The 17980-nt window shown below is 68.0% G+C and carries 14 protein-coding genes; 11 read left to right on the top strand and 3 right to left on the bottom strand.

Annotated elements, in window-relative coordinates; all coding sequences use genetic code 11:
• Positions 1 to 25 precede the first annotated feature (25 nt).
• From A3OK_RS23115 to A3OK_RS0119610, 3 genes are all read left to right on the top strand, one after another.
• A complete protein-coding gene (locus A3OK_RS23115; RefSeq protein ID WP_019906603.1) occupies positions 26 to 775 on the top strand; it encodes a rhodanese-like domain-containing protein in 750 nt (249 codons plus the stop codon).
• 7 nt (positions 776 to 782) lie between these two features.
• Positions 783 to 1022 carry a SlyX family protein gene (locus tag A3OK_RS0119615; RefSeq protein ID WP_019906602.1) on the top strand — a complete coding sequence of 80 codons (240 nt, stop codon included), beginning with the start codon at positions 783 to 785 and terminating at the stop codon, positions 1020 to 1022.
• 92 nt (positions 1023 to 1114) lie between these two features.
• On the top strand, positions 1115 to 3382 hold the full coding sequence (locus tag A3OK_RS0119610; protein WP_019906601.1) for a fused MFS/spermidine synthase: 2268 nt from the start codon (positions 1115 to 1117) through the stop codon (positions 3380 to 3382).
• A gap of 9 nt (positions 3383 to 3391) precedes the next feature.
• On the opposite strand, the gene A3OK_RS0119605 is transcribed toward A3OK_RS0119610, so the two are convergent.
• Positions 3392 to 4822 (bottom strand): TAXI family TRAP transporter solute-binding subunit, encoded by a 1431-nt coding sequence (locus A3OK_RS0119605; protein ID WP_019906600.1) that lies wholly within the window; start codon positions 4820 to 4822, stop codon positions 3392 to 3394.
• 89 nt (positions 4823 to 4911) lie between these two features.
• Here A3OK_RS0119605 and A3OK_RS0119600 point away from each other — a divergent pair, with 89 nt between their 5' ends.
• From A3OK_RS0119600 to A3OK_RS0119590, 3 genes are all read left to right on the top strand, one after another.
• The gene (locus A3OK_RS0119600; protein WP_019906599.1) at positions 4912 to 5541 is read left to right on the top strand and encodes a RecX family transcriptional regulator; all 630 of its coding nucleotides are present in this window, start codon (positions 4912 to 4914) and stop codon (positions 5539 to 5541) included.
• A 78-nt stretch (positions 5542 to 5619) separates the two neighbouring features.
• On the top strand, positions 5620 to 6834 hold the full coding sequence (locus tag A3OK_RS0119595) for a putative DNA modification/repair radical SAM protein (protein ID WP_019906598.1): 1215 nt from the start codon (positions 5620 to 5622) through the stop codon (positions 6832 to 6834).
• Positions 6834 to 8330 carry a UdgX family uracil-DNA binding protein gene (locus A3OK_RS0119590; RefSeq protein ID WP_019906597.1) on the top strand — a complete coding sequence of 499 codons (1497 nt, stop codon included), beginning with the start codon at positions 6834 to 6836 and terminating at the stop codon, positions 8328 to 8330. Before A3OK_RS0119595 ends, A3OK_RS0119590 begins: the two co-directional genes overlap by 1 nt.
• An 88-nt stretch (positions 8331 to 8418) precedes the next feature.
• On the opposite strand, the gene ybaL is transcribed toward A3OK_RS0119590, so the two are convergent.
• Positions 8419 to 10239 carry a YbaL family putative K(+) efflux transporter gene (ybaL, locus tag A3OK_RS0119585; protein ID WP_019906596.1) on the bottom strand — a complete coding sequence of 607 codons (1821 nt, stop codon included), beginning with the start codon at positions 10237 to 10239 and terminating at the stop codon, positions 8419 to 8421.
• A gap of 272 nt (positions 10240 to 10511) precedes the next feature.
• On the opposite strand from ybaL, the gene A3OK_RS0119580 reads away from it, so the two are divergent.
• A complete protein-coding gene (locus tag A3OK_RS0119580) occupies positions 10512 to 11669 on the top strand; it encodes a YihY/virulence factor BrkB family protein (protein ID WP_019906595.1) in 1158 nt (385 codons plus the stop codon).
• Between the two features lie 7 nt (positions 11670 to 11676).
• On the opposite strand, the gene A3OK_RS0119575 is transcribed toward A3OK_RS0119580, so the two are convergent.
• Complete coding sequence (locus tag A3OK_RS0119575) at positions 11677 to 12858, bottom strand: PQQ-dependent sugar dehydrogenase (protein ID WP_026597446.1); 1182 nt, start codon at positions 12856 to 12858, stop codon at positions 11677 to 11679.
• A gap of 160 nt (positions 12859 to 13018) precedes the next feature.
• Between A3OK_RS0119575 and A3OK_RS0119570 the strand changes: the two genes are divergently transcribed.
• The 4 genes from A3OK_RS0119570 (at position 13019) to A3OK_RS0119555 (ending at position 17910) form a co-directional block, all read left to right on the top strand.
• Entirely contained in the window at positions 13019 to 13315 is a 297-nt protein-coding gene (locus tag A3OK_RS0119570) for a nucleotidyltransferase (RefSeq protein WP_019906593.1), read from the top strand.
• Positions 13305 to 13658 carry a HepT-like ribonuclease domain-containing protein gene (locus tag A3OK_RS0119565; RefSeq protein ID WP_019906592.1) on the top strand — a complete coding sequence of 118 codons (354 nt, stop codon included), beginning with the start codon at positions 13305 to 13307 and terminating at the stop codon, positions 13656 to 13658. The genes A3OK_RS0119570 and A3OK_RS0119565 overlap by 11 nt, the downstream gene beginning before the upstream one ends.
• Before the next feature lie 43 nt (positions 13659 to 13701).
• Positions 13702 to 16764 carry a DNA polymerase I gene (gene polA, locus A3OK_RS0119560; RefSeq protein ID WP_019906591.1) on the top strand — a complete coding sequence of 1021 codons (3063 nt, stop codon included), beginning with the start codon at positions 13702 to 13704 and terminating at the stop codon, positions 16762 to 16764.
• Between the two features lie 423 nt (positions 16765 to 17187).
• Positions 17188 to 17910 carry a DUF4142 domain-containing protein gene (locus A3OK_RS0119555; protein WP_019906590.1) on the top strand — a complete coding sequence of 241 codons (723 nt, stop codon included), beginning with the start codon at positions 17188 to 17190 and terminating at the stop codon, positions 17908 to 17910.
• Positions 17911 to 17980 lie beyond the last annotated feature (70 nt).

Genomic DNA, 17980 nt, shown 5'->3' with positions numbered 1-17980 from the left:
CCACGGCTGATAGACCCTGCCGCCGATGCCCTACACCGTCGCCGCCCTCTACCGCTTCGTCCCCCTGCCCGACGCCGCCGACCTTCGCGACGCCCTGGAGCGACGCTGCGCCGAGCTCGACATTCTCGGTACGCTCCTGCTCGCGCGGGAGGGGATCAACGGCACCATCGCGGGGAGCCAGGCCGGCATCGCCACGCTGCTGTCGGAGATGCGCGACGGCCCGCTCTTCGGCGACCGCCTGAAGGCCCTCGACGTCAAGCTGTCGACGGCGGACGACGCGCCGTTCGGCCATCTCAAGGTGCGGGTGAAGCGCGAGATCGTCACATTCGACAAGGGGGTCACCGATGCGGGCGAGGCCGGCATTCCGGTGGCGCCGGAGGCGTGGAACACCCTCCTCGACACGCCGGGCCTGCTCCTCCTCGACACCCGCAACGCGTTCGAGGTCAATCTCGGCACGTTCGAGGGCGCCACCGACCCGCACCTGTCGCGCTTCTCGGATTTCCGTGCCTATGTCGACGGTCTCGACCCCGCCGAGCATCCGGCCGTGGCGATGTTCTGCACCGGCGGCATCCGCTGCGAGAAGGCCGGGGCCTACATGCGCGCCAGGGGGTTCGAAACGGTCCACCACCTGGAGGGCGGCATCCTGCGCTATCTCGAGACGGTGCCCGAGGCCGAGAGCCGCTGGCGCGGCGACTGTTTCGTCTTCGATCACCGCATCGCCCTCGGACCCGGCCTCGTCGAGCGGCCGGACCACGATCCCGAAATCCTGAGATGAGGGGCGCATGTCCATGACGGAACCGGACCTGACAGAATCCGAGGCGCTCTCCTCCCGCATCGACGCCCTGGAGATGCGCCTCACCGAGCAGGACGTGGTGATCGACGACCTCAACGCCACGATCACCGCGCAATGGCGCCAGATCGACGCCCTGACGCGGCACCTGGCCAAGCTGGTGGAACAGGTCGAGGAAGCCGGCACGCGGTCCGGCACCGGCGCCCCGGAGCCTCCGCCGCCGCATTATTGACGCGGCCGGTCCGGCGCGATCGGCAAGGCGCAACCAAGATTTAACCGTACTGCCGTTACGTCGAAGGGGACATAACGGGACGGGCTCGACCGATGGCGATGGTAGCGGACGGGGCCGGGCATTCCAGTTTCAGCCGGTCGTCCCGGGTCGCGGCCTTCCTCGCGCTGTTCGTCGCCACGATCTTCCTCTCCGCCCTGCTGCTCTTCGGCGTCCAGCCGATGTTCACCAAGATGGTGCTGCCGGTCCTGGGCGGTTCGCCCTCGGTCTGGTCGGTGGCGATGGTGTTCTTCCAGGCCCTGCTGCTGGCCGGTTACGCCTATGCCCATGCGCTCGCCCGCTACCTGCCGCTGCGCATCGCCGCCCCGCTCCATCTCGCCGTCATGGGCTGCGCCCTGGCGGCGTTGCCGATCGAACTGGCCGCGGGCTGGGGCAAGCCGCCCGCCGATGGCGAGGCGTTCTGGCTGCTCGGGCTCTTTCTCGTCTCGGTCGGCCTGCCGTTCTTCGCATTGTCGGCCAACGGGCCGCTCCTTCAGGCCTGGTTCTCGCGCTCGACCCACCCCCATGCGCGCGACCCGTATTTCCTCTACGGGGCGTCGAATATCGGCTCCTTCGCGGCCCTGATCGCATATCCGCTCGCCATCGAGCCGCTCCTTCCCCTGCGCGACCAGAGCCGGCTCTGGATGCTGGGCTTCGCAGCGCTCGCGGGGCTGATCGCGCTCTGCGCCGCCGCGGCCGCGCGCAATGCCGCTCCCCGGTCCCGGATCGTGGCCGGCGGCACGGTGGCATCGCTCTCCGCGCGCGACGTCTGGCGCCAGCGGATCGGGTGGATCGCGCTCTCCCTCGTGCCCTCGGGCCTGCTCGTCTCGGTGACGGCACACATCTCCACCGACGTCGCGGCCGCGCCCCTGCTCTGGGTGGCGCCGCTCGCCCTGTTCCTCCTGACCTTCGTCCTCGCCTTCCGCGAGCGGATGGTCCCGTCCCAGACCGTCCTCGCCGGGCTCCAGGTCGTCGGCTCGTCGCTGGCACTCCTCCCGATGGCGGGCGCGCTTCCGCTCGGTCTCGGATTGACGCTCCATCTCGGATTGTTCTTCGTCAACGCCATGATCTGCCATGGCGCGCTCTACCGGCATCGCCCGGACGCGGAGCGGCTGACGGAATTCTATCTCTGCCTGTCCGTCGGGGGCGTGCTCGGCGGCATCTTCTGCGGGCTCCTCGCGCCGCAGATCTTCTCCACCGTCCTCGAATACCCGATCCTTCTCGTGGCGGCCCTGTTCTGCCGGCCGGATTTCTCCCTCACGTCCCCCGCTTTCTGGCGCGAGAACACGCGCTCGCTCGCCACTTTGGCGGGGCTGATCGGCCTCGCTCTGCTCATCAATCTGACGATCCTGCCGCGCTCTTGGCTCATCGTCAGCGCCCTCTGCCTGATGGGGGCGATGATCGCGTTCTGGCGCAAGCCGCAGAACGTGGCGCTGCTGGCGATGGGCCTCGCCCTCTTCACCGCCACCGTGAGCGGGGCTCTGACCTCCGGTGCGTCGGTCCGCTCGTTCTTCGGAGTCCACAAGCTCGCGCTCTCGGCGGACGGCCACTTCCGCACCCTCAGCCACGGCACCACGCTGCATGGCGCGATGCGGATCGCCAACGATGACGGCACCCCGTTCACGGGACGGCCCGAACCGGTGACCTACTACACCAGGGATGGAGGCATGGGCCGCGCGATCGAGGCGGTCCGGTCGCGCAGGGGCGGCCATCTCGATACGGTGGCGGTGGTCGGGCTCGGCGCGGGCAGCCTCGCCTGCCATGCCGGACACGCCGAGGACTGGACCTTCCTCGAGATCGACCCGGAAGTCGTGCGCATCGCCCGCGACCCGTCGCTGTTCCGATTCCTGGCGGCCTGCGCCCCCGATGCGCGGATCGTGCTCGGCGACGCGCGCCTGACCCTGACCGACGAGCCCGGCGGGAAAAGCCTGATCGTGGTCGACGCCTTCTCGTCCGACTCGATCCCGAGCCACCTGATGACGCGCGAGGCGCTGGCGCTCTACACCTCGAAGCTCGCGCCCGGCGGGGCCCTCGTCGTCCATATCTCGAACCGGCACCTCGAACTGCGCCACATCCTCGCCCGCGCCGCCGCCGAGCAGGGGCTCGTCACCTTCGTCCGCGACGGACGGCGTTTCGACAGGATCGACGAACAGCGCTTCCATCAGGCGTCCATCGTCGTCGCCATGGCCCGTGACGAGACGGATCTCGGGACTCTCGCCCGATCGGGCGAGTGGACGCGGATCGAGCCGGACATGAGCCGTCGCCCGTGGAGCGACGATTTCAGCAACATCGTCGAGGCGATGGTCGACAAGGTCAGGCAGTAGGAACCCGGCCTATTCCGCCGCGGGGCGGTCCAACCTGAGGAGACGGGCCGAGCGCGTCCGCAGCGGCCTGCGCTCGGGATCGGCCGCCGTGCCGAGGGCGCGTCGGGCGTCGGCGATGGCGCCGTGCACGGCGTCGATGGCGAGGATCAGGGCGTTCATCGCGCGGGTATCGACGTTGCGCTCGCGGGCATGGCGGACGACGTCGGTGACGAGGTCGTCGGTCTCGCGTACGAGGCCGTCGAGCTGTTCCCTGGTGGTCGCCGAGCGGATGTCCCTGAGGATGTCGAGCAACCGGTCGAGGACCACGTCCACGCGCTCGCGACGCTGGCGGGCGAGGCGCTGGCCGAGCCAGGCGATGCCCGAACCGATCGTGCCGCCGAAGAAGGCGAGCAGGTAGACGTAATCCTCGTAACGCTCGAACAGCGTCTGCTGCTCGCGCTCGAAATAATCGACCGCGCCGGGATGGTTGGGCAGGCGAGCGCTTGTGGCGGCGACCGAGGTCTCGAAATCCGGCGCCTTCATCAGGTTGGCGATGGGCGCGTTCGGCGCAAGTTTCGAGCGCCATTCGAACAGGTGCTGCGTGACGGAGGCGACGGAGTAGCGGCTCACGGCACCCCGCGCCATCAGCCGGTAGGAGGCCCCCACCGTCTTCACGTCCTCGTCGGGGCGCTTGGGCCGGCCGCCGAACGTACCGGCGGGAATCGTCGCCGATTGCAGTTCCGGCATCCGCTGGACGATCGCGTCGCCGTCTGGCACCGAGACGATGGTGATCTTCTTCTCCGCCGACGCCACCTCCACCGCCCGGATCGTCGAGATCGCGGCCTTGGAGGTCGGTGCCGCGATGACGGCGACCGCGTCCACGGTCCCGGCCTGCAGGGCGGCGGTGACCTCGCCGGGCTTGAGCGGCACCAGGGCGACGTGGCTCGCCGCCAAAGTCTGGCCGGGCTCGGGCGCCGGCGCCGCGGTGAAATCGTAGAAGGTGAGGAGGTTGGTGACGAACGGCCTGTCGGCCGCGTGACGCTCGACGATGCCGAGGCGCTTCTTCGCGAGATCGGGGAAGCTCTCGATCCCGCTCGCCTCCGGCGTCGCGATCAGCAACGTCTCCTCGTGGAGCAGCGCCAGGGTCAGGCCGTTATCGGGCAGGAACACGTCGGGCCGGACCACGGCGAGATCGGCGCGGCCGGCCTGGAGCGCGGCGGCACTGTCGCGGACGTCGTCATAGGTGACGACGTTCAGCCGCACGTCCTCCCTCGCCCGGTGCAGGGCCTGGGCGTAGGTTTCCAGCAGTTGCGCCTCGGCCCCGTCGCGGGGTCCGACCGCCACGATGAGCGTCGTCGGGCGCGACAGGTAGACCACGGCCGCCGCGAGCACGGCGAAGCCGAGACCGAGGGCGACGAGGAGCCACTCGCGCTTCAGGAGGAATGCCGGCATGACATGCATGCGTCCTCTCGGGGTAAGACGGGAAACCGGTTCGCGGTCGAGACGATGCGCCTCATGATCCTGAAACCTGTCCGAAGCGTGATGAACCGATGAGCGCTCGAATCGTTGCAGGGCGGCGTCCTGCGTCCCGCTCCGAAGCCAAGGCTGGAGGCAAGAGTTCGGAAGCAAAGCCCGCGCCGCCGGTCACCGCAGCGTATCTGGAACGCGTCGCCCTGCAATACCTGGAGCGCTACAGCGCTTCGGTGGCGATGCTGCGCCAGACATTGGAGCGCCGCGTCGCCAAACGGTGCCGGCTCCGGGACGAAGAACCCGCCGCCTTCGCCGAGACGATCGCAGCCATCGTGGAGCGCGCCCGCTCGTCCGGCCTCGTGGACGATGCCCGCTTCACCGCCGCGCGGGCGGCGACCCTGCGCCGACGAGGCGCCTCCGCCCGCGGCCTTTCGGCCAAGCTCGCCGCCAAGGGCGTCGACCGGATGCTGATCGCCGAGACCCTCGAGACCGAACGCGACGAGGCCGAGGAAGAGGGCACGAATGCCGAGGAGGCGGCGGCGCGCGCCTACGCCAAACGCCGCCGGCTCGGCCCATTCCGGCGCCCCGACATCCGCGCCGCCCACCGCGACAAGGATCTGGCCTCAATGGCGCGCGCCGGATTCTCCTATGGGTTGGCGAAGACCATCGTCGATGCGGATCCGGACGAAGGTTTCGCCGGCGGCGCATGAGCCTCGAACCGGTGCGACATTTCCATCCAGCCGCGACAAAAACTTGAACGAAACACGAACGGCGCGCATGTCTCTGTCATGGACGAGACCCTTGCGAAGAAGCTGCGCATCCTCGCCGATGCCGCCAAATACGATGCGTCCTGCTCGTCCTCGGGCGCGCCCAAACGCGTGGCCGGCAAGGGCGAACTCGGCTCGACCACCGGGGCCGGCATCTGCCACGCCTATACGCCGGACGGTCGCTGCATCTCGCTCCTGAAGATCCTGCTGACCAATTACTGCCTGTTCGACTGCGCCTATTGCGTCAACCGGCGTTCCTCCAACGTCGTCCGCGCGAAGTTCAGCGTGGAAGAGGTCGTGACCCTCACGGTGGAGTTCTACAAGCGCAATTACATCGAGGGCCTGTTCCTCTCGTCGGGCATCATCAAATCGCCCGACCACACGATGGAACTGCTGACGCGGGTGGCGAAATCCCTGCGGCGCGACCACGGCTTTCGCGGCTACATCCACCTCAAGTCGATCCCCGAGGCGAGCCCTTGGCTGGTGGAGGAGGCGGGCCTCTATGCCGACCGGCTCTCGATCAACCTCGAACTCCCCACCGATGCCAGCCTGCATCGTCTGGCACCGGAGAAGAACGGGCCCGTCATCCAGAAGGCGATGAAGCAGATCGGTGCCCGGATCGCCGAGGCCAAGGCCGAGAAGCGCAGGTTCTCGCCCGCCGGCCAGTCGACCCAGGTCATCGTCGGCGCCGACACCACCACCGACGAGGCCCTGATCCGCAAGAGCGCGCTCCTCTACGGCTCGTTCAACCTGAAGCGGGTCTATTACTCGGCCTTCAGCCCGATCCCCGACGGTTCCACCATTCTGCCGCTGAAATCCCCGCCGCTTCAGCGCGAGCACCGGCTCTATCAGGCCGATTGGCTGATCCGGTACTACGATTTCTCCGCCGACGACGTGGCCGATGCCGCCGAGGAGGGCATGTTCTCCCTCGACATCGACCCGAAGCTCGCCTGGGCGCTCAAGCACCGGGGCCGATTTCCGGTGGACGTGAATGCCGCCGACCGTGAAATGCTGTTGCGCGTGCCGGGGCTCGGGGCTCGGGCCGTCGACAAGATCGTCAAGGCACGCCGCCATACGCGGCTGCGCCTCGACGACGTCGCCCGCCTCACCTCCGGCCTCAAACGCGCTCGCCCCTTCCTCATCGCCGCCGATTACCATCCCGGCCCGGGCGGTACGGATCGTCTCGATCTGCGCGCCAAACTCGCAGAGCCGGCGCGGCAATTGAGCTTGTTCTGATGGACGAGACGCCGACGCTCTTCCCTCCTGCTTCTCAGGGTGGACCGGCCGTGGAGCGGGCGGGAGCGACGGGCTCCCCGCTCGCCATTTCTCTCCGCGAGGGCGCCGATCTCGACGGGTTCCGCGCCGCCGTGCGCCGGCTCTCCGCCGCATCGGCGCCTCCGGATCACGTGGTCTGGTCCATCGGGCAGGCCCCCGGCCTGTTCGGAGAGGCCCCCGCGCCCGAACCCCTCCTCGACGCGCCTCTACGCCTGCCCCGCGCCGTGGCCGACCTCGTCGGCATGGTGGTTCCGCATCGCGACCCCGAGCGCTACGCCCTGCTCTACACCCTGATCTGGCGCATCACCCATGGCGAGCGCGGATTGCTGGAGGTGGGAAGCGACCCGCTGGTCCATCGCCTCGACCGGATGCGCAAGGCCATCGCCCGCGACCTGCACAAGATGCACGCCTTCCTGCGCTTCCGGCGGACCGAGGTCGAGGGCACCGAGCGTTTCGTCGCCTGGTTCGAGCCGGACCATCACATCCTCACGGCGGCGAGCGCCTTCTTCGTCTCGCGTTTCCGGTCCCTGAACTGGTCGATCCTGTCGCCGGACGGGTCCGCGCATTGGGATGGCGACACCCTGACCTTCGGCCCGCCCGGCCGTCGCGAGGACGTGCCCGAGGCGGACGGGTTCGAGGCCGGCTGGCGCGATTATTACGAGAGCACGTTCAACCCCGCCCGCACCAACCTCGCCGCCATGCGGGCGGAAATGCCGAAGAAATACTGGCGCAACATGCCCGAGACCGCGGCGATCCCCGGTCTGGTCCGCGCGGCGGCGGCGCGCACCGAGGCGATGATCGAGAGGGAGCCGCAGATGCCGACGAAGCGAAACCCCGCCAAGGCCGTCGCGGCGATGTCCGATCAGGACCCGGCTTCACTGGAGGAACTCAACGCCATCATCCGGCGCTCGGAGCCGCTCGTGCCGGGTGCGACGCAAGCCGTCCTCGGCGACGGACCTGCGGGTGCCGCCATCGCCTTCGTCGGCGAACAGCCGGGCGATCAGGAAGACCGCCAGGGGCGGCCCTTCGTCGGTCCGGCCGGGCAACTCCTGTCCCGCGCCATGGCCGATGCCGGGCTCGTGCGGGGCGATGCCTACCTCACCAATGCGGTCAAGCATTTCAAGTTCGAGGAGCGCGGCAAGCGCCGCATCCACCAGAAGCCCACCGCCGGCGAGGTGAGCCATTACCGCTGGTGGCTCGACCGCGAACTGGATTTCGTCGCCCCGAAGCTCGTCGTGGCGTTGGGAGCGACCGCCGTCCTCGCCCTGACCGGCAAGGCGATCCCGATCACGCGGGCACGCGGCCCGGCCTCGTTCGGCAAGACGTATGAGGGCTTCATCACCGTGCACCCGTCCTATCTCCTGCGCCTGCCCGACGAGGCGAAGGAGGAGGCCTATGCGGCCTTTGTCGACGACCTCAGGCGAGTGGATGCGCTCGCGCGGGAGTTGGCGGCTTAGGGCAACGCCCTTCGTGCGCTTCTTCCAGAGCACCTCGATTGTGCATCATCTCTTCCGAAAACCGGCTCTCGCTGTTCGGGACGATGCTCTAACTCTCCACCACTTCCGACTTGTGCGGCCGTAACTCCGGCGCGCCGTGGTCGATCTCGGCCTCCACGGGAGCCGAGCGGCTCTCGACGCGGGTGCTGTCGACGAAGATGCGCGCTTCGCCCTCCTTCAGCCCGAGGCTGCGCAGGGCGTAGAGGGTCATGCCGAAGGCGAGTTCACGCTCCGCCATCAGGACGAGACCGACGCCCTGCTCTTCGAAGTAATGGCGCTCGCCGTCGTTGTGGGTGCGCACCAGGGTGTCGATGCCGGGATTGGCCTCGCGGGCGAGCTCGACGAGGCGGCGCGCGGTATGCGCCTCGGGCGACGCGATCACGATGAGCTTCGCCTGACCGATATCGGCGGCCTCGAGGATACCTGGCGCCGTGGCGTCGCCGAACACCGCCTCGATGCCGTCCTTGCGCAGGTCGAGGACGCGGCGGCGGTCACGGTCGACCACCAGATAGGGCAGGTCCCAGGTGGCGAAGGCCTTGGCGATGGTGCTGCCGACACGGCCGTAGCCGACGACGATGGCATGTCCGCGATGGGGCTTCGCGGCCTCCGTCACGGCCATCTCCGCCGCGCCGCGCCGCTCGAACCGGGCGGCGAGTGCCGGCCGTTCGGCGAAGTAGCGCGTCGCCCGGTCCGCGAGAACGAAGAACAATGGGTTGAGGGTGATGGAGAGGATCGCGCCGCCGAGGATGAGGTCGCGCCCCTCCGTGGGAAGCAGTTTCAACGACAGGCCGAGACTGACCAGGATGAAGGAGAACTCGCCGATCTGCGCGAGGCTCGCGGCGATGGTGAGCGCGGTGCCGAGGGGATGCTTGAAGGCCAGCACGATCGCCACGGCGGCGATCGACTTGCCGAGCAGGATGACGCCGAGGACCGCGAGCACCGAGAGCGGCTCGCGCAGAACGATGCCGGGGTCGAACAGCATGCCGACCGAGACGAAGAACAGCACCGCGAACGCGTCCTGCAGCGGCAGCGAATCGGCAGCCGCCTGATGGCTGAGGTCGGATTCGGCGAGCACCATGCCGGCAAAGAAGGCGCCGAGGGCGAAGGAGACCCCGAACAGCTCCGCCGAGCCGAAGGCGATGCCGAGCGCCAAGGCGAGGACCGCGAGGGTGAAGAGTTCGCGCGAACCGGTGCGTGCCGCCTGATCGAGGAGCCAGGGCACGACGCGACGTCCGCCGACCAGCATCACCAGGGTGAAGACCGCGACCTTGGCCAGCGTCAGCGCCAAGGTGAGCCAGATGTTGCCGTCGCCGACATGATGCGCCGCGCCGTCGCCGGTTCCCCCGAGGGACGGCGCGAGGGCGGGAAGCAGGACCAGGGCGAGGACCATCGCCAGATCCTCGACGATGAGCCAGCCGACCGCGATGCGGCCCTTGTCGCTGTCGAGGAGTTGGCGCTCTTCGAGCGCGCGCAGCAGCACCACCGTACTCGCCACGGAAAGGGCGAGACCGAAGACGAGGCCCGCGCCGATGCCCCATCCCCAGAGATGGGCGAGGAGACCGCCCATGGCGGTGGCGGCCACGATCTGCACGATGGCACCCGGTAGAGCGATGGTCCGCACCGCCATCAGGTCCTTGATGGAAAAATGCAGCCCGACACCGAACATCAGCAGGATCACGCCGATCTCGGCGAGCTGGCTCGCCAATTCGCTGTTGCCGACGAAACCGGGCGTGTAGGGGCCAACGAGCACGCCGGCGAGGAGATAACCGACCAGGGGCGGCAGACGCAGACGCTGGGCCAGCATCCCGCAGGCGAAGGCCAGAACGAGGCCAAGGGCGATGATGGCAATCAGCTCGGTCGCATGCGGCACGGGGCTGTCGTGTCCTCGTTCGGGGGGCTCGAAAAACGGTGAGGGCAACGGCGGCCGAGGGCAAGCACCGAATGGCGCCTCCTAGCGACAGATCGACGGAATGTCCGTGCCTGACGGCACGCTCCGGCCCGAGAGTGTCCTTCGAGCGCGCGTCCCGGCGAGGTTTTTCGACGGGCGAGAGTCCGTCTCCGTACACTCATGAAACCGTTGGTGGGCCGGAAGGTTGTCGACGTGAATTGTATTCACTTTCCGACGACGGGGATGGATGACCGATGGCCGAGCCACATCAAGATCCGACGGCGGTGACGCCTCCCCAGCAGACCGGCTCCACGCTCTGGACGCTCGGGCTCGTCACCGCGCTCATCGGCATCCTCGTCCTGCCGAGAAAGGGCTCGCCGACGCGGGTCGGCACGCCCGCAACGGCGCCGCGAACGAGCGAGCCCTCTCCCTCTCATGAAGGAGCGGACGCCAGGCACGTCGCCAGGACGGAACCGGAGCGCGGACGGCAGGCGACCACGCCGTCCGACATCCCGGCGAAAGGCTGGAAGGATATCGGCTTCCGCGTCTTCCACGACATCGGCGAGAACAACATCGTCTCGGTCGCCGCCGGCGTGACCTTCTATGTTCTCTTGGCGATCTTCCCCGCCATCGCCGCCCTCGTTTCCTGTTACGGGCTGGTGGCGGATGTGGCGACGATCAACGACCACCTCCAGAACCTCCAGGGCGTGATCCCCTCGGGCGCCCTCGACATCATCGGCGAGCAGGTCAAACGCATTGCGGCCAAGGGCGACACGGCGTTGGGCCTCACCTTCTTCACCGGCCTCGCCCTCTCGATCTGGAGCGCCAATGGCGGGATGAAGGCTGTCTTCCAGGCGCTGAACATCGTCTATGAGGAGCGTGAGACCCGGAACTTCTTCTGGCTCAACCTGCGCTCGCTCGCCTTCACCGGAGGCGCCCTCCTCTTCATCGTGCTGGCGCTCGTCGGCATCGTCGTCGTACCGGCAGTGATCAACGTGGTCGGCCTCAGCGCGGAAGCCTGGTACATTTCGCTGCTGCGCTGGCCGGTGCTGCTGCTCGCGGTCCTCGCCGGCCTCGCGCTGCTCTATCGCTACGGCCCGAGCCGCGATGCGCCGCGCTGGCGCTGGGTGACCTGGGGCAGCACCATCGCCGGATTGCTCTGGCTCACGGGATCCCTCGGATTCTCGTGGTACGTCTCGAATTTCGGCAAGTACAACGAGACCTACGGCTCCCTCGGCGCCGTCGTCGGCTTCATGACCTGGATCTGGATTTCGACGACCATCGTTCTCGTCGGCGCCGAGATCAACGCCGAGATGGAGCACCAGACCGAGGCCGACACCACGATCGGTCGGGCCCGGCCGCTCGGAGCCCGCGATGCCCGGATGGCGGATACGGTGGGCGCCGCGAGCTGAGGACCGGTCAGCCCTGGTAGCGGATCCGGTAGATGATGCCGTGCTGGTCGTCGCCGAGATAGAGGCTTCCATCCTTGGCGACCGCCAACCCGAAGGGACGGGCGAAGCGCGACCAGCCGCTCGGTCCGCCCTCGGTGAGGAAGCCGGTGACGAAGGGCGTGATCGTCGTCGGCCGGCCGTTCTCGAAATGCACCCGCAGCACCTCGTAGCCGCTCGGCGGCTTGCGGTTCCATGAGCCGTGCATGGTCACAAAGGCGTCGCCCTTGTACTCGGCCGGGAACTGAGCGCCGTCGTAGAAGGTGAACTGCATCGACGAGGCGTGCGCCGTCCAAGTCAGGACGGGGCGCTCGCTGTCCTTGTCCCATTGGTCCAGGGAGCTTTTGGGAACCTCGCGATAAAGGTTCCTGATTCCGGCGCCGAAGATATAGGGCCAGCCGTATTTCTTACCCGGCTCGATCCGGTTCAGCTCCTCCGGCGTCTCGTCGTTTCCGAGCCAGTCGACGCCGTCGTCCCAGCCGTAGAGGGCCTTGGTGCCCGGCTCCCAGGCGAATCCGATGGTGTTGCGAAGGCCCGAGGCGACGATCTCGCGGGCCGACCCGTCCGGCTTCATCCGGACCATGGTGGCGTTCTCGGGATTGCGCTCCTCGCATTCGTTGCAGGTGGAACCGAGGCTCGCATAGAGCCAGCCGTCCGGCCCGAAGCCGATGGTACGGTTGGGATGCTGGCCGGCATCGGGCAGGTCGGAGACCAGTTTCGTCTCGGGGCCGAGGCTGCCATCCGCCTTCATCGGTGCCGAGAAGATCTCCTTCACGGTCACGTAGAACAGGGCGCCGTCATGGATGGCGAGAGCGTGCACGTCCGCCTTCCTGAGCACGACCTGCCGCTTGCCCGCATCGGCCGCGTCGATGCGGGTCACGGTCCCGGCATCGCGGTCGCTGACGTAGAGAGCCCCGTCCGGTGCCACGACGATGACGCGGGGCGCCCCGAGATCGCGGGCGAAGGCCTCGATCCGAAACCCTGCGGGCAGTGTGAGCCCCGCGATCCGCTCCGGTGTCGCCTCCAGCGGGGCCGCCTTGACCACATACGCCTCGATCGTTGCCGTACCGGGGTTCTGGAGCGCCTGGGCGAGAACCGGCAGCGGGGCGGCGGACAGGGCGAGGCTCAAGGCGATACGGTGGACCGAGATCATGCGGGCAAACATCCGGGGCTGTCAGGGATGAGACTGAAACGCGGCCCCGGAATCCGCCGTTCCGGCACGCGACACTGGCACCCGTTCTCCTTCGCCGTTCCTCTCGCCCGGTCACCGGCAGCCTCTTCAGCAGAGGCCTGTCTTGCGCTAACGTCGCCACATGGATTCTCGGACAGCCATCGATATCCTTCGCGCCCATGAAGGCGAGTTGCAGCGGCGCGGAGTCCGCCATGCGGCGCTGTTCGGCTCCATCGCGCGAGGAGAAGGCCATGCCGGAAGCGACCTCGACGTGATGATCGAAATCGACGAGACGACGGTCCGCAGCGTTTACGATTATGTCGGCGTGATCGACTTCATCGGCGAGCTTTTCCCGATCTCCGTCGATGTGTCCAACAACGACATGCTCAGGCCGCATGTTCGGCCTGCGGCGGAACGCGACGCCATCCATGCTTTCTGAGCGCGGCCGACGCGCGCTTCTCGGGATCGTGGAGAACATCGAGGCGGCGCAAGATTTCGTCGTCGGACTGCGCCTCGAGGAGTTTTCGACCGACCGGCGTAACCTCTATGCCGTCACGCGCCGTCTGGAGATCGTTTCCGAGGCGAGCCGCCGTGTCGATGCAGGAACGCGGGAACGGCATCCGAACATCGCCTGGCGGCAGATCGCCAACGCAGGCAATGTCTATCGCCACGAATACGATATCGTATCACCCGGCATGATCTGGCGGACTGTCCAGGAGGATTTCCCTAACCTCCTGCTCGCTCGCAGAGTCGAGTTGATGCAATCGACCGGCGGGTCATGACCGGCTCGACGTTGCCTCCCCCCTTCTCCGATACGATTGCGCGATGACCAGCACGTCGAACACTGCCTCCGCTCCCGTCGGCCCCGGCGATCAGATCATCCTGGTGGACGGCTCGTCCTTCATCTTCCGGGCCTATTTCCAGTCGATCAACCAGGACCAGAAGTACAACACCCGGCCCTCGGACGGCCTGCCCACGGGGGCGGTGCGCTTGTTCTGCACCAAGATCGCCCAATTCGTTCAGGACGGGGCGGCGGGGATCAAGCCGACGCATCTGGCCATCGTGTTCGACAAGTCGGAGGGCTCGTTCCGCAAGGAGCTCTTCCCCGACTACAAGGGCCATCGCCCTGACGCGCCGGACGACCTCAAGCGCCAGATGCCGCTGATGCGCGAGGCCGTGCGCGCCTTCGGCCTCCAGCCGATCGAGCTGGAGCGCTACGAGGCCGACGACCTCATCGCCACCTATTCGCGCCAGGCCGAGGCGCGGGGGGCCGGCGTCATCATCGTCTCCTCCGACAAGGATCTGATGCAGCTAGTAGGGCCGCTGGTGCGGTTCTACGATTTCGAATCCGGGGTGAAGGGCAAGCCGGGCCACCGGCCCGAGCGCAACCTCGATCTCGAGGCCATCATCGCGAAGTGGGAAGGCCTGCAGCCGAACCAGATCGGCGACGCCCTGGCGCTCATCGGCGACACCTCCGACAACGTACCCGGCGTGCCCGGAATCGGCCTCAAGACGGCGGCGGCGCTGATCAAGGAATACGGCAGCCTCGACGCGCTGCTGGAGCGGGCGGGCGAGATCAAGCAGCCCAAGCGCCGCGAGACGCTTCTGGCCAGCATCGATCAGGCGAAGCTCTCGCGCCGCCTGGTGGCGCTGGTCGAGGACGTGCCGCTCCCCGTCGCCCTCGACGATCTGCGCCTGCCGGAGCCCGACCCCGCGAAGCTCGTCGGCTTCCTCAAGGCGATGGAGTTCAACACCCTGACCCGCCGCATCGCCTCGATGCTGCACGTGGACCCCGAGACGGTGAAGCCCGACCCCGCCCTGCTGCCGGGCTCGGACGCGACCGACGCGCCTCCCTTCGAGGTCGCGACGGAGGGCGGCGAGGTCGATCCCTTCGCCGATCTGAACCTGCCGGAGGGTGCGCCGAAGTCGCGCGGCCCGTCCGAGGCGACACCCGCCGGCCTCGTCGCCACCCGCGCGGCGGAGGCGACGAACCCGATCGACACGACCGGCTACGAGACGATCCTCACCAAGGAGCGGCTGAAGGCCTGGATCGCCGAGGCCGAGGCGGCCGGCATCGTCGCGGTCGACACCGAGACCGATTCCCTCGACGCCAACAACGCCAAGCTCGTCGGCGTGTCGCTGGCGGTCGCGCCGGGGCGGGCGGCCTACATCCCCCTCGCCCATCTCGCGCCGGTCGAAGGACTGGCGGAGGGCGACCTGTTCGGCGACGCCAAGGCCGCGACGAGCGCGTTCCAGCCGGTCGCCGGCCAGATCGGGATCGACGCGGCGCTGAGGCTGCTCAAGCCGCTCCTGGAAAATCCGGGCGTCCTGAAGATCGGCCAGAACATCAAGTACGACTGGCTCGTCTTCCGGCGCCAGACCGTCGGCATCGAGATCGCGCCCTTCGACGACACGATGCTGATCTCCTACGTGCTCGATGCCGGCAAGGGCGGGCACGGCATGGACGAACTCGCCCGCCGCCATCTCGGCCACCAGCCGATCACGTTCGCGGATGTGGCCGGCACCGGCAAGGCGAAGGTCACCTTCGACAAGGTCCCCCTCGACAAGGCCACCGCCTACGCCGCCGAGGATGCGGACGTGACCCTGCGCCTGTGGCGGATGATGAAGCCGCGCCTCGTCGCCGAGCGCCGGGTCACGGTCTACGAAACCCTGGAACGTCCCCTCGTGCCGGTGATCGCGCGGATGGAGGCGGCGGGAATCCGCGTCGACCGCAACATGCTGAGCCGGCTCTCAGGCGATTTCTCGCAGATCCTGGTGCGGCTGGAGGAAGAGATCCAGGAGGATGCCGGCGAGCGCTTCCAGGTCTCCTCGCCGAAGCAGATCGGCGACATCCTGTTCGGCAAGATGGGCCTGCCCGGCGCCAAGAAGACGCCGTCGGGCCAATGGGCCACGCCCGCGACCCTGCTCGAGGAACTGGCCCAGGCCGGCCACGAACTGCCGAAGAAGATCCTGGAATGGCGCCAGCTCGCCAAGCTGAAATCGACCTACACCGATTCGCTGCAGCAGCATGCGGACCGCGAGACCGACCGGGTCCACACCTCGTTCTCGCTGGCGGCCACCACCACCGGCCGGCTCTCTTCCTCCGAGCCAAACCTGCAGAACATCCCGATCCGCACCGAGGAGGGCCGCCGCATCCGCCGCGCCTTCGTGGCGGCGGAGGGCAACAAGCTGATCTCTGCCGATTACAGCCAGATCGAGCTGCGCATCCTCGCCCATATCGCCGACATCCCGCAGCTGCGCCAAGCCTTCGAGGACGGGATCGACATCCATGCCGCCACGGCCAGCGCCATGTTCGGCGTCTCGCTGAAGGACATGACGTCGGACCTGCGCCGGCGCGCCAAGACCATCAATTTCGGCATCATCTACGGCATCTCGGCCTTCGGTCTGGCCGACCGCCTCGGCATCGGCCGCGAGGAGGCCTCGGCCTTCATCAAGCAGTATTTCGAGCGCTTCCCCGGCATCCGCGCCTATATCGACGACACCAAGAAGCTGTGCCGCGACACCGGCTCGGTCACTACCCTGTTCGGCCGCGTCTGCCACTATCCGCAGATCCGTTCGAACAACCCGAACGAGCGCGCCTCGGTGGAGCGCCAGGCCATCAACGCCCCGATCCAGGGCTCGGCCGCCGACATCATCCGCCGGGCGATGACCCGGATGGAGGAGGCGCTGCGGGCCGAGCGCCTCAACGTGCGCATGCTGCTTCAAGTGCACGACGAACTGGTGTTCGAGGCGCCCGAGGACGAGGTCGATAAAGCGCTGCCGGTGATCACCCGCATCATGGTCGATGCCCCGGCCCCGGCCTTGACGCTACGGGTTCCGCTCGTGGTGGAGGCGCGGGCGGCGGGGAATTGGGAGGAGGCGCATTGAGCGGTTCTCGCCCTGGTTGCATCATGGCATGAGTACGGCCGCGCCCTCTCGTTCGCTCAATGGGCTCTGAAGGCCTCCTTCGAGGCCCGCGGCCGCGGGTACCTCATGATGAGGGGATCGTGTGAAAGATAGGATGGTGGCAAAGCAGCTCAGCGGCCAGGACGCGTCCCACTCGACCACCTCGTCCTGAGGTGCCGCCACACAGCGGAGGCCTCGAAGCATGAGGAGGGAGCATGAGATTTCGGCTGCCACCTCGACTTCGTTTCGATCGCGCTTGAGCCGAGTCACAAGGACGTGAATCATGGTGCGCTGCGACACAGCCATGCACCCCACGCGGGAACAGCCTCGTTAACGAAGCGTTCATGCCGGACGAAACGTTCGCTCATCCAAGCGCTGCAAAGGCGCATGAGGACAACCTCCGCCATGATCAACACCAAGCTTCTCGCCGCCCTCGGCTTTACCGTCGCGGCGATCACGACCCCGGCCCTGGCCCAGGAGCCGCTCGGCATCCGCGTCGCTCCCCAGTTCGATGCCAACGCCCCCGAGGCCCGCGACACCTCTTCCTTCCGCGCCGCCGCCCTGCGTTCGGATGCCGTGAGCATCGAGTCGAGCCGCATCGCCCTCGAGCGCTCGCGCAACCCCAACGTCCGCGCCTATGCCAAGCACGTGCTGGTCGAGCGTGAGGCCACCACCAAGGCTCTGCTGCCCGAGGGCACCTCGCTGACCGCCGGCGGCACCGTCGTCTCCGACAGCCAGCCCTTCGACACCCGCCTCGACAACCCGGTCGGCGTCGTCCTCGCCCCGGTGACGATCTCGGCCACCATCGCCTCGAAGATCGTCGGCGGCGTGCTCGGCGGCGTCGGCATCATCGACAACACCCCCGGCGAGCCCGGCCGTCGCGTCGCCATCGGTCCCGAGGGCCAGGCCCGCATCGACCGTCTCAAGAACGCCCCGACCGGCCGCGATTTCGACCGCACCTTCGCCCAGCAGCAGGCCCGTTCGGATGCCCGCACCCTCGGCCTGTACGAGTCCTACTCGCGCACCGGCGACAACGCCCAGGGCCGCGAATTCGCCAACCAGGCGCTGCCCTACATCGCCAACCAGCACGGCCACTCCGCCGTCCTCGCCAACCGCATCGGCGGCTGAACGGATCTCAAGCTAGAACAGGAAAGGGCCGCCCGATGGGGCGGCCCTTTTCGTTTGGATCATCCCTCCC

Origin of the sequence: Methylobacterium sp. 77 (genome assembly GCF_000372825.1) — a bacterium.
GTDB lineage: Bacteria > Pseudomonadota > Alphaproteobacteria > Rhizobiales > Beijerinckiaceae > Methylobacterium.
This window is presented reverse-complemented; position numbering and strand designations above follow the sequence as displayed.